The 12868-nt window shown below is 51.9% G+C and carries 10 protein-coding genes; all 10 read left to right on the top strand.

What is annotated here, in order from left to right:
• Nucleotides 1–102 precede the first annotated feature (102 nt).
• The 10 genes from ACFVU8_RS11905 to ftsZ all read left to right on the top strand — a co-directional run bounded on the left by ACFVU8_RS11905 (nucleotide 103) and on the right by ftsZ (nucleotide 12818).
• Complete coding sequence (locus ACFVU8_RS11905) at nucleotides 103–1590, top strand: UDP-N-acetylmuramoyl-L-alanyl-D-glutamate--2,6-diaminopimelate ligase (RefSeq protein WP_387427534.1); 1488 nt, start codon at nucleotides 103–105, stop codon at nucleotides 1588–1590.
• Nucleotides 1587–2990 (top strand): UDP-N-acetylmuramoyl-tripeptide--D-alanyl-D-alanine ligase, encoded by a 1404-nt coding sequence (locus ACFVU8_RS11900; protein WP_387427533.1) that lies wholly within the window; start codon nucleotides 1587–1589, stop codon nucleotides 2988–2990. The genes ACFVU8_RS11905 and ACFVU8_RS11900 overlap by 4 nt, the downstream gene beginning before the upstream one ends.
• A 21-nt stretch (nucleotides 2991–3011) precedes the next feature.
• On the top strand, nucleotides 3012–3977 hold the full coding sequence (gene mraY / locus ACFVU8_RS11895; protein ID WP_175372879.1) for a phospho-N-acetylmuramoyl-pentapeptide-transferase: 966 nt from the start codon (nucleotides 3012–3014) through the stop codon (nucleotides 3975–3977).
• A gap of 3 nt (nucleotides 3978–3980) precedes the next feature.
• Entirely contained in the window at nucleotides 3981–5402 is a 1422-nt protein-coding gene (murD, locus tag ACFVU8_RS11890) for a UDP-N-acetylmuramoyl-L-alanine--D-glutamate ligase (RefSeq protein WP_379465790.1), read from the top strand.
• Between the two features lie 48 nt (nucleotides 5403–5450).
• Nucleotides 5451–6548, top strand: a complete 1098-nt coding sequence (spoVE, locus tag ACFVU8_RS11885) for a stage V sporulation protein E (protein ID WP_387427531.1) — start codon at nucleotides 5451–5453, stop codon at nucleotides 6546–6548.
• 5 nt (nucleotides 6549–6553) lie between these two features.
• Nucleotides 6554–7666 (top strand): undecaprenyldiphospho-muramoylpentapeptide beta-N-acetylglucosaminyltransferase, encoded by a 1113-nt coding sequence (gene murG, locus ACFVU8_RS11880; protein WP_387427530.1) that lies wholly within the window; start codon nucleotides 6554–6556, stop codon nucleotides 7664–7666.
• Nucleotides 7667–7924: 258 nt separating this feature from the next.
• Entirely contained in the window at nucleotides 7925–9208 is a 1284-nt protein-coding gene (gene murA / locus ACFVU8_RS11875; protein WP_379465788.1) for a UDP-N-acetylglucosamine 1-carboxyvinyltransferase, read from the top strand.
• Nucleotides 9209–9274: 66 nt separating this feature from the next.
• Nucleotides 9275–10024 (top strand): cell division protein FtsQ/DivIB, encoded by a 750-nt coding sequence (locus ACFVU8_RS11870; protein ID WP_379465787.1) that lies wholly within the window; start codon nucleotides 9275–9277, stop codon nucleotides 10022–10024.
• 346 nt (nucleotides 10025–10370) lie between these two features.
• A complete protein-coding gene (ftsA, locus tag ACFVU8_RS11865; RefSeq protein ID WP_175372885.1) occupies nucleotides 10371–11633 on the top strand; it encodes a cell division protein FtsA in 1263 nt (420 codons plus the stop codon).
• A gap of 63 nt (nucleotides 11634–11696) precedes the next feature.
• The gene (gene ftsZ / locus ACFVU8_RS11860; protein ID WP_175372886.1) at nucleotides 11697–12818 is read left to right on the top strand and encodes a cell division protein FtsZ; all 1122 of its coding nucleotides are present in this window, start codon (nucleotides 11697–11699) and stop codon (nucleotides 12816–12818) included.
• The last annotated feature ends 50 nt before the right edge of the window (nucleotides 12819–12868 follow it).

Here is a 12868-nt window from a genome sequence, read left to right as displayed (position 1 = left end):
GCGGATGAAAGTGAGAGGCCCCCAGAGCGCCAGTATCAAATATGCATTCCAAGAGGTATACTACTGTATCTCTTATCCGAAAATGTAGAGTGAGGGATTACTATGAAAGTTAACGAATTGGCATCCTGTCTGGCCGTATCGCAGCTATACGGGGCAGGAGATATTGAGATCAAGAATCTGCAGACAGATTCCCGCCGGGTACAGCCGGGCGACTTGTTCATCTGTCTGCCCGGCCACACTGTAGACGGGCATGAGTACGCCTCACAGGCAGTGGCGAACGGGGCTGCTGCTATTGTGGCGGAACGAAGACTTGACCTTGATGTGCCGCAAATCGTAGTAGGCGACAGTCGTTTTGCGATGTCTGTACTGTCTAATGCCTTTTTTGGTTCCCCGAGCAGCCGCATGCGGATGATCGGTATCACGGGTACTAACGGTAAAACTACGACAACCTATCTTATTGAACGGATCATGGAAGATCATCAGGTGAAGACAGGACTCATTGGAACCATTCAAATGCGCTATGATGGTCAAAGTTATCCGATGTCCGGAACCACTCCCGAATCACTGGAGCTTCAGCGTTCACTGAGCGATATGGCGAACAAAGGCGTGCAATTATGCGTCATGGAAGTGTCCTCGCATGCATTGGAACAAGGGCGTGTGAAAGGAACAGATTTCCGCACAGCGATATTTACAAATTTAACCCAGGACCATTTGGATTATCATCATACAATGGAGGAGTACCGGGCAGCCAAGGGGTTGTTCTTCTCCCGCCTGGGCAATGTCATCTCCCCTTGGAAGGAAGAGCGCAAATACGCGGTGCTGAATGCAGATGATGGGGCCAGCGCTTATTTTGCTTCCCAGACCGCTGCAGAAGTCATTACATACGGCATTGACAATGAGGCCAATGTCCGTGCTTCTCAAATCTCGATCACTGCAAAAGGAACATTTTTCCATGTTGACACGTTTAAAGGGAAGACGGACATTTCGCTGCGAATGGTCGGCAAGTTCAATGTGTACAATGCGTTGGCTGCCATTACGGCCGCTCTTTTGGAGGATGTGCCGTTAGAGGAGATCAAGGCTAGTCTGGAAGCTGTTCCTGGTGTGGCCGGACGGGTGGAATCCGTGGACGAAGGTCAGGAGTTTGCGGTGATCGTGGATTATGCGCATACCCCGGATGGCCTGGAGAATGTATTGCGTGCTGTGCAGGAATTTGCGACGGGCAAAGTACTGACCGTATTCGGATGCGGCGGGGACAGAGACCGCACCAAACGTCCGCTGATGGGCAAGATCGCCGCCAAGTACAGTGATGCCATCCTTGTTACCTCTGACAATCCGCGCACCGAAGACCCACTGCTGATTCTGAAGGATATTGAAGCCGGGTTGGTGGAGGACGGGGTTGCACGGGAACGCTACGAACTGATCGCAGACCGGAGAGAAGCTATCAGGAAAGCTATTGAAATGGCAAGCCCCGGCGATGTAGTATTGATTGCGGGGAAGGGTCATGAGACCTACCAATTGATCGGCGGAGTGGTTCACGATTTCGATGATCGCGTCGTCGCTAAAGAAGTGATAAGGGGCCGAAGCTATTGATTACTAGTACACTTGAAAATATCGCCGCCATGTGCGGGGGGCAACTCTTGGCCCCTGCTGCTGCCGATATAGAGGTTACGGGAGTCGTTACGGATTCTCGCAAAATTGTGCCTGCCTGCTTGTTCGTTCCGCTGGTAGGCGAGAAGTTCGATGGACATGACTACGGTGCTGCATCGCTTGCGGCAGGGGCTGCTGGCACGCTCTGGCAGCGTGATAGGGGACCTGCTCCCGAGGGTGGGGTCATTCTCGTTGAAGATACGCTCATAGCTCTTCAGAAGCTGTCCGCTTCTTATCTGGATATCGTGAAGCCTCAGGTCGTAGCCATTACGGGTAGTAACGGTAAAACAACGACCAAGGATATCGTTACTGCCTTGTTAGAGAGCCAATATAAAGTTCATAAGACACAAGGTAATTTCAACAATCATATCGGTTTACCGCTAACGATTCTGTCGATGGCATCCGATACCGAGGTGGCCATCCTTGAGATGGGCATGAGCGGTCGGGGAGAAATTGCTCTTCTGGCCTCACTGGCCCCGCCTGATATCGCCATCATTACCAACATTGGCGAGTCCCACCTGCTGCAGCTCGGCTCTCGTAAGGAAATCGCCCGGGCGAAGCTGGAAATTGCTGAAGGCTTGAAGCCTGGCGGTCTGCTGGTCTATAACGGGGATGAGCCACTGCTTGCGGAAGTGATGGAGGAACCGGGGTTCCAGGCTCCGCAAGAGATGAGAACCTTCCGTTTCGGCCTGGCCGCAGACAATGATGATTATCCGACAGGCATGATGGCTCACAGTGCGGGAATGAGCTTCACTTCTCATCTCCATGCCGAGCGTGCCTTTACCCTGCCTTTGCCTGGCCGCCATAATGTGGTGAATGCTTTGGCTGCGCTGGCGGTTGCGCGTCACTTCGGCATTACGGAGGAGCATATCGAGCAGGGCCTCGGCGGACTCCGGCTGACAGGTATGAGAATTGAAGTGATCTCAGTGCCTTGCGGACTAACCCTGCTGAACGATGCCTACAACGCCAGTCCGACATCTATGCGGGCAGCGATTGATGTCATTCAAGCCATGAAGAGCAGCGGCAGCAAAATCGCCGTGCTTGGGGACATGCTGGAACTTGGGCCGGAGGAAGAACGGTATCACCGTGAAATTGGTAGCTACCTGAATGCCGAAGAGCTTGATTTTGTATTTACTTTTGGCCCTCTGTCTACACATATCGCAGAAGCTGCCACCAAGACATTCGGGCCGGACAGAGTATTCGCTTTTACCGATAAAGCGTCTCTGACTGAACTTCTGATCGCTAAAAGCACGCCAAGAGATATTGTGCTCTTCAAGGGCTCACGAGGCATGCGGCTGGAAGAAGTGCTGGGGTCACTGAATGCACATTATCAACAGACATAGAACATTGGAGGGGGTGTACCCATGGATTATCAATTATTGCTGCTTACTATCGCTGTTTCCTTTATCCTTGCGGTCATTGCCGCTCCGCTCTTCATTCCGCTGCTGCGCAGGATGAAATTCGGACAGCAGGTTCGTGACGACGGGCCTCAGAGTCATCTTAAAAAAGCGGGAACGCCTACAATGGGCGGGATCGTGATCATTGTGGCCTTTACCTTGTCTTTTCTTAAGTTTTCCGTAGTAAACTCGGATTTTTATGTCCTTCTTGTGGCTGCGCTCGGCTTTGGCCTGATCGGCTTTTTGGATGACTATATCAAAATCGTCTTCAAACGTTCCCTCGGACTAACGGCGCGCCAGAAGCTGATCGGACAGCTCCTCGTGGGAGCTGTAATGTGCTACCTGTTAATTTCCGCGGGACATAGCACCAGCATCAGTGTACCAGGCACGTCCTGGAGCTTTGATTGGGGTGGCTGGTTCTACTATCCGTTCGTCATCGTCATGATGATGGCTGTCACCAATGCTGTCAATTTTACCGATGGCGTAGATGGTCTGCTGTCCGGGGTTAGTGCGATTGCCCTTGCGGCTTACGCTGTTATTGCCATGCAGACGACTTCCATTGCGGCAGGCGTATGTGCTGCAGCGATGATCGGCGCTGTGCTGGGCTTTCTGGTCTTTAACGCCCACCCGGCTAAGGTGTTCATGGGAGACACGGGGTCGTTCGGGATTGGCGGCGCCATTGGTGCCATAGCGATCGTCACGAAGAGCGAGCTGTTGTTCCTGATTATTGGCGGTGTATTTGTAGTGGAAATGCTATCCGTTGTATTGCAGGTAGCTTCCTTTAAAACCCGCGGCAAGCGTATTTTCAAAATGAGCCCAATCCATCACCACTTTGAACTCAGCGGCTGGTCGGAATGGCGGGTCGTCATCTCGTTCTGGGCGGTAAGTCTGGTGCTGGCGGCAGTAGGACTTTATATCAGCAAGGGGTTGTAGACTATGAAACATCCGGATTTGTATCGTGGAGAAGAGGTCGTCGTTCTGGGTCTTGCCAAGAGCGGCGTCCAGGTAGCCAAAGTGCTGCATGAGCGCGGCGCCGTGGTTACGGTCAATGATAAAAAGGAAAGAGAACAAAGTCCCGAAGCTTCCGAATTGGAATCTTTGGGAATTTCTGTTATATGCGGCGGGCATCCGGAAGGGTTGATTCATCCGGGCATCAAGCTGGTGGTTAAGAATCCGGGCATACCGTATTCCGTGCCTCCTGTTCAAAAAGCATTGGAGCTCGGCATAGAAGTGGTCACCGAGGTCGAAGTGGCTTACCGTCTCTGTGCCGCACCGATGATCGGTATCACCGGTTCCAACGGCAAGACGACGACAACGACCTGGGTGGGTCAGATGCTGGATGCGGCAGGTATGAATCCGATCGTAGCCGGTAACATCGGCACACCGCTCTGTCAGGCGGCACAGGAGGCCACCGAGGACAACTGGATGGTGGTTGAACTGAGCAGCTTCCAGCTCAAAGGAACGGAGACTTTCCGCCCGAAGATAGGCTGTCTGCTGAACGTAGCCGAGACGCATCTGGATTATCACGGAGATATGAAGGATTATGTGGACTCCAAAGCGAAGATTTTTGCCAATCAACTGGATAGCGATACAGCAGTGCTGAACTGGGATGACCCCGTTTGTCGCGAACTGGTGCCTTATGTAAAAGCAGAACTGCTGCCTTTCTCTATGACAGAGGAGCTGGTGCAGGGCGTCTTTGTTAGTCCATCCTATGTACCTGATGTTGAAGACGATCTGGAGCGCGTCATTCTCTACCGTAATTCGGCGGGTCAGGAGATAGAGATCGCTCCGGTAGAGTCTATCAGTCTTCTAGGACGCTTCAATGTGGGGAATGCGCTGGCAGCCAGCGCTATTGCCATAGCGGCGGGGGCTGATCCAGCTGGACTGTCAGCGGTACTGAAGTCTTTCCGTGGTGTAGAGCACCGTCTGGAGTACGTTGCAGATAAAAACGGAGCTGCTTATTATAACAATTCCAAGGCGACGAATTCCCAAGCGACTACGATGGCGCTGACCTCTCTCCGTAGACCGGTAGTGTTGATTGCTGGCGGGCTGGACCGCGGGTCTGATTATCTTGAACTGCTGCCTGTCCTGAGCAGTCGTGTTAAGGCACTTGTGGCTCTGGGAGAGACGAAGGACAAGCTGGTGAACGTGGCGAAGCTGGCAGGACTAAACGCCGTGGTGTCCGTCGATAATGGGGAGAGCGCCGCCGCCGTGCTGGAGCAGGCTGTGCGGGAGGCTTCCGCCCTGGCGGAAGAAGGAGACATCGTTCTCTTGTCACCTGCATGTGCAAGCTGGGACATGTTTACATCCTATGAAGAGCGCGGGCGTATTTTTAAAGAGGCGGTGCATAACCTTTAAGTAGGGGGGCGGATAAGCCCCTACTACGGAAGCAGAGGTGTGCTCCTCATGAACAAATCCCGTCATGCGCCGGATATTTGGCTGCTGATCCCTATTCTTGCCCTGCTGGTTATCGGCATGGTGATGGTATACAGCGCCGGTTCCGTCTTGGGCTTTCGCAATTATGGAGACTCGTTTTATTTTGTCAAAAGGCAGCTGTTGTTCGCGGGTCTGGGCCTGGTGGTCATGTTCTTTACCGCCAATACGGATTATCGCGTTCTGAAGAAGTTCGCCAAACCGCTGTTGATCATTTGTTTTGTATTACTGGTGATTGTGTTGATCCCTGGAATCGGGGTTGTGCGCGGGGGAGCGCGCAGTTGGCTGGGCATTAGCTCCTTCGGCATCCAGCCCTCGGAGTTCATGAAGATGGGCATGATCCTGTTTCTGGCCAATTGGCTGGGACGCGATGATTATGATATTTCCACCTTCACCCGTGGACTGTTGCCCCCGCTGGCACTGATTGGTACGGCCTTTGGTCTGATTATGCTCCAGCCTGACCTTGGGACGGGCACCGTCATGTTCGGCGCCGCATTGATGATGGTCTTCACAGCTGGTGCCCGGATGAAGCATCTGGTGTCACTGGGTATTGCGGGCCTGGCCGGATTTGCCGGGCTGATCGCCACGGCTCCGTATCGTTTGCAGCGGATCACGGCGTTCCTGGATCCCTGGTCCGATCCGCTCGGCGCAGGCTATCAGATTATCCAATCGCTGTACGCCATCGGTCCTGGCGGACTTGGGGGCATGGGGCTTGGAATGAGCCGCCAGAAGTACAGTTATGTACCGGAACCACAGACTGATTTTATTTTTTCCATATTGGCCGAGGAATTGGGGTTTATCGGGGGCTTGGCGGTATTGACCTTGTTCTTAATTCTGATTTGGCGCGGGATGAGGGTGGCGATGAGCCTGCCTGACCGCTTTGGGAGCTACTTAGCCGTAGGCATCGTCTGTATGGTGGCTGTGCAGGTCGTCATCAACATCGGTGTGGTTATCGGCCTGATGCCGGTAACGGGCATTACGCTTCCGCTGATCAGCTATGGCGGGTCCTCGTTAACTCTCATGCTCACGGCACTCGGCATTCTACTGAATTTATCCCGTTATGCGAGGTGAAAGGCATGCGTATCGTATTAAGTGGCGGCGGCACGGGTGGACATATCTATCCGGCCGTCGCAGTCGCAAGGCAACTGGAAGCAGAGGACGACCAAGCTGCTTTTCTGTATATTGGCGGCACGCGCGGCCTGGAGAGCAAACTGGTTCCCCAGGAGAACATTCCGTTCAAATCTATTGATATTACCGGCTTCCGCCGCAAGCTATCTATGGATAACGTTAAGACCGTTATGCGTTTTCTGAAAGGAGTCAGGGCTTCTAAAGAGATGCTTAAAGAGTTCAAGCCGGATGTAGTGATCGGGACGGGCGGTTATGTCTGCGGTCCTGTCGTGTATGCCGCATCAAGGCTGGGCATTCCAACATTGATTCATGAGCAGAATGCCATTCCTGGTCTGACTAACCGCTTCCTGAGCCGTTATGCAGATACAGTGGCTGTCAGCTTTGAAGGCACGGAATCTGCGTTTCCTGGTGGTAAACGGGTCATTTATACCGGCAACCCGCGGGCTACTACAGTAACCACTGCAAGCGCACAGCGTGGGTATGCATCGCTTGGTATTCCCGAAGACAGCACAGTTGTGCTGGTGGTCGGCGGCAGCCGGGGAGCCAAGGCCATTAATGATGCGATGATTGACATGGCCCCTTTTGTGGGTAAGGGTAATGGAGTTCATTACGTTTATGTGACGGGCGAGCCTTACTTTGAAGAGACCCGCAAAGCGCTGCGGCAAAAATTGGGGAGTCTCCCCAACTGGCTGCATGTGCTTCCTTATATTCACAATATGCCGGAAGTACTGGCATGCACGTCGCTGATCGTCAACCGTGCGGGCGCATCATTTCTTTCGGAGATTACGGCTTTGGGCATTCCTTCTGTACTTATACCTTCTCCTAACGTAACGAACAATCACCAGGAAGCCAATGCCAGACAGTTGGAACGCGAAGGCGCCGCCGTGGTGGTGTTGGAGAAAGAACTGAATGGGCAGGCACTGCATGGAGCCATTGCCAAGATTATTGGAGATGAGGCTGTTCGCCGTAAAATGTCTGAGTCCTCGCTGCGTTTGGGCAAAAGAGATTCTGCCGCGCTGGTCGTCAGTGAGCTGTACAAACTCGTCGGCAAGCAAAAGTAATTCCTCAGCGGCTAAAGTACAGGCCGCACGACAGTGGGAAATAAGCCTGGATTTAGGGCTGCGGTGGCGGAAAATGCCTTATTGGCAGCCACAGTCACACACCCGAGGGATTGAACATAGGATAATCCTATAATCGTGACAATCACCCAGACACTTCCGGTATTGAAATGAGGCAGGCGGGCGTTCCTGTTCATTTCACGAAGGCCCTGGTACCGGAAGTGTTTGTGGTGGGTGAGCGGTAATCTCGGAGGTGATACATTGGACAAATTGGTGATTGAGGGTGGGAGTCCCCTGTCCGGCACCATTCGGATCCATGGAGCAAAAAATGCGGCGCTGCCGATCCTGGCGGCAAGTCTGCTGGCCGAAGGAGTTCACTCACTGCATAATGTGCCGAAGCTGCTGGACACCGTGACCATGCTGGATATTTTGGACCGGCTGGGCTGCAAAAGTGTGCATGAAGACGAGAGGGTGACGATTGACACATCCTCCGTGGCTACTTCTCATGTTCCAGAGGATTTAATGCGGCAGATGAGGTCCTCGATCTTTCTGATGGGTCCGCTCCTCGCCAGGTTTGGTGAGGTGAAGATATATCAGCCTGGTGGCTGTGCTATCGGCGAACGCAAGATTGATCTTCATTTGCAGGGGCTAAAGGCGCTCGGTGCGGTGATCGAGGAAAGTAGTGGCCAGATCTCCTGCAGGGCGGAAAAGCTTACAGGAAGTGATATTCACCTAGACTACCCGAGCGTAGGGGCGACAGAGAATATTATGATGGCTGCGGCTACGGCGGAAGGCACCACAACGATAACCGGTGCGGCCAGGGAACCGGAGATACAGGATCTTCAGCATTTTTTGAACAAGATGGGGGCCCAGATCATGGGTGCAGGGACTGATACCATCACAATTCAAGGTGTGAAGAAGCTTTACCCCTGTACGTATGAGGTCATTCCGGACCGGATTGTAGCTGGGACCGTAATGATTGCAGCGGCGGCAACACGGGGGAACGTTACGCTGACACATACTAACGCAGGGCATTTGACCTCGCTCATTCATGTGCTCAAGCGCGCCGGTGTTCAAATTACAGTCTGCAATGATATAATTAATGTCAGCTGCATGGGGCGTCCCCGGGGGGTAGAGCGAATAGTGACCTCTCCATATCCTTCGTTTCCGACGGACCTCCAGTCCCAGGTGATGGTGCTGCTTTCGCTCGCCGACGGTTTTAGTGTGATCAAAGAAACCGTGTTTGAGGGGCGCTTCAAGCATGTGGAGGAAATGGCTCGCATGGGTGCGGATATTTCTATTGACCTGAACCGGGCGTTCATCCGCGGTGTGCAGAGGCTCTACGGAGCTACTGTGGAGGCAACTGACCTGCGGGCGGGGGCAGCGCTTGTGATTGCCGGCCTTGCCGCCAACGGGACGACCATTGTCGAGCAGGCGCATCACATAGACCGGGGCTATGACGGTATTGAGAAGTTGTTTCAGAAACTGGGTGCCCGTATTAGCCGCAAGGTGCCTGTTCCGGGACCGATTGATTTGGCCAATTAAAGCTCCCTGTCTCCTTCGGAAGAATTGCCCGGGAAGGAGACAGGGCCTTACTACGGAGAAATGAGAATGTCTAAAACCACTGTGCCTCTATTGAAAGAGGACAAGCCCAAAAAGAAAATGAGCCGCAAGGTTACCTTTATTCTAATCCTGCTGTTCACCGCGCTGCTCGCTGTGATTTTTTTCCGTTCGTCTGCCAGCCGGATTACAGAGATAGATTTTGAGGGAAGCAAGTATTCGACGCAAGAAGAATTGCTAGCCCAAAGCGGTCTGCAGACCGGAGGACAGTTCTTTGCTGTCTCCAAGAGCGCTGTGGAGGAATCTCTGATGAAACTGGATACAGTGCAAAAAGCAACGGTAGATAAAAAGTTCCCGGGCTTAATTTCCATACACATTGAGGAGTACCCGGCGGTGGCTTATGAACTGGATCAGGATGGCAGCCTCAAGGCTATTCTCTCTAGCGGAGCAGCTGTCAAGGTAAATGAGACCGGAATTGCCGTCGAGAAGCCTATTTTGACCAATTGGAATCCATCCGATCCGTTTAAGGCAAAGCTCTCGCAGGTACTGGCTGGGATTCCTAATGAGCTGACGAGTGATATTTCTGAAATTGTACCTTCACCGACGCTGTCTTTTCCGGACAGAATTAAGCTGTACACCCGCTCCAAATTCGAGGTGATTACGGCGATTTCGCTGCTAAAGAACAAGGTGGGCTATCTTAATCAGGTCATAGAAACGGAGCAACCCGGATTGATCACGATGCTAGAGGCGGATTCCTACGTTCCGTTCCAACCGGAAGACGCAGAAACAGAGGGGAAATAGGTACACAAGAGTAAATAGTCCCTACTAATAGATTTAAAAAAATGCTAAAATAGATTTTATGGGTTATGAGCTCCATCCCTCTTTTTTCTCCGGATTTTTTGGAATCTGAGCATATTTATGGATATATTTTCACTCTTTTGCTTATATTTCTTGTGTGAAATGGTCTGCTTTTTGCTTTTTAGCAGAGTCATTTGCTTCTGGGATAGCTGTATTATTATTCCACTCAAAAAATTTGTAGAAAAAAGAGGGAAAGGATTAGGTATGTTGAATATGTACAGAAGATGTTTCCCGAGAACGGGAAAGGCTTTGCAATTTACTTTGATTATAACAGGAGGTGCCATAGGGCTTGAGCAACAATGACATCATTGTTAGTTTGGACATCGGTACATCCAAAGTTCGGGCGATCATTGGTGAAGTTACCAATGGAACCTTTAATATTATTGGCGTTGGATCTGCTGATTCGGAAGGAATACGCAAAGGTGCGATTGTAGATATCGACCAGACTGTGCAATCAATCAGAAGCGCTGTAGAACATGCAGAGCAGATGGTTGGTATTCAAATATCCGAGGTCTATGTCGGGATTACCGGCAACCATATCGGCCTGCAATCCAGCCACGGTGTCGTGGCCGTTCAGAATGAAGACCGTGAGATCGGTGAAGATGATATTGATCGCGTGATCAAGGCAGCGGAGGTGCTCGCCTTGCCTCCAGAACGCGAAGTGATCGATGTTGTCGCCAAGCAATATATCGTCGATGGCCTGGAGGGCATTCAGGACCCGCGCGGGATGATAGGCGTCCGTCTGGAAGTTGACGCGACCATTATCACTGGTGCGAAGACGCCAATACATAATTTGCTGCGCTGCGTAGAGAAATCAGGATTGAAAGTTAAGGATCTTGTACTGATGTCTCTTGGCGCTGGTGGATTGGCGCTCTCTAAAGACGAGAAGTCGATGGGATCGGTCTTGGTCGATATCGGAGCAGGATCAACTACAATTGCCGTATATGAAGAGGGTTCCCTCACTGCAACCTCTACGATTCCGATCGGAGGGGAATTTGTAACCAATGATATTGCCTATGGACTTCGGACACTGACCGATCAGGCGGAGAAGGTGAAGCTGAAGTATGGCTGCGCCTGGATCGACGATGCGGCTTCGGATGTGGTCTTCAAGGTGCTGCGTATTGGCAGCAACGTGGAGAAGGAGTTCAACCAGGAGGATCTGGCGGCGATTATTGAACCGCGAGTCCAGGAAATTTTCCATCTAATCCGCAAGGAAGTGAAGCGCCTGGGTTACAGTGAGCTCCCCGGAGGTTATATACTATCGGGCGGCACTGTTTCTATGCCAGGTGTGTTAAAGGTTGCTCAAGCAGAGCTGGCGGCATCTGTACGTATAGCTGTACCCGATTATATCGGTGTGCGCGACCCCGGATTTACCGGTGGTGTCGGCATTCTGCATAATGTGGTCCGCAGATTCCGTGGACGCAGTACCGGCGGAAGCGGCAACAAGAAGACGGCGGCCCGCACGAAGCAAAGTGCCGCACCCAACCAGGATACCGCTCGGAAGCCTGGATTGGTGGAACGTCTGAAGAACATGTTCAGCGAGTTTATATAACTGTAAGACCAGATATACTTGGACCGGGCATCCAAGCACTTTTCTAGGGGGAGATGGAACAATATGTTGGAATTTGATTTTGAAATGGAGAGCTTGGCGCAAATAAAAGTCATTGGCGTGGGTGGCGGCGGAAGCAATGCGGTCAACCGGATGATTGAAAATGGCGTTCAAGGTGTCGAGTTCATTACCGTTAACACGGATGCCCAGGCGCTGCATATGGCCAAATCGGAGCATAAGCTGCAAATTGGGGATAAATTGACTCGTGGACTTGGTGCAGGAGCCAATCCAGAGGTCGGCAAAAAAGCGGCTGAGGAATCCCGTGATTTGATCTCAAATACGCTTAAGGGTGCAGACATGGTATTTGTTACCGCAGGAATGGGCGGCGGTACAGGAACAGGAGCAGCACCGGTAATTGCTGAAATTGCAAGAGAGTGTGGAGCATTGACTGTAGGCGTGGTGACACGCCCGTTTACCTTTGAAGGCAGAAAGCGTTCGAATCAAGCTGATCTTGGTATTGAAGCTTTGAAAGAAAAGGTCGATACCTTAATCGTTATCCCGAATGACCGACTTCTCGAAATCGTCGACAAGAAGACCCCGATGCTTGAAGCTTTCCGCGAAGCAGACAACGTATTGCGTCAAGCGGTACAGGGTATCTCGGATTTGATTCAGGTTCCCGGCTTAATCAACCTTGACTTTGCAGACGTGAAGACGATCATGACTGAACGTGGTTCAGCACTGATGGGCATTGGTATCGCTAACGGTGAGAACCGTGCTGCGGAAGCTGCACGCAAAGCGATTATGAGCCCGCTCCTGGAGACGTCTATTGAAGGCGCACGCGGAGTTATCATGAATATTACCGGTGGATCTAACCTTTCACTTTATGAGGTTAATGAAGCGGCAGAAATCGTCACCGAGGCATCGGACCCGGAAGTTAATATGATCTTTGGTGCGATTATCGAAGAGAGTATGAAGGATGAGATCAAAGTTACGGTTATCGCGACTGGCTTTGAACATAAGCCTTCTTCTATGGCTCCTGGTCGTCGTCCGGCAGCTCCGAGTACGAGTACCGAGCCTGCAGCGGCGGATAAGAATGCTAATTTGCGTCCGTTCGGCAATCAGAATACTTCTGATCAGCTCGATATTCCAACGTTCCTCCGGAACCGTACACGTGGCAATAATGACTAAATAGATTTTAATGAGATATACGGAAGCACCGTATTGCTTTAGCTGACAGC

It is taken from the genome of Paenibacillus sp. NPDC058177, from assembly GCF_042883835.1.
GTDB classification, from domain to species: Bacteria; Bacillota; Bacilli; order Paenibacillales; family Paenibacillaceae; genus Paenibacillus_AQ; species Paenibacillus_AQ agri.
The sequence above is the reverse complement of the archived record's forward strand: the minus strand, read 5'-3'. Positions and strand labels throughout refer to the sequence as shown.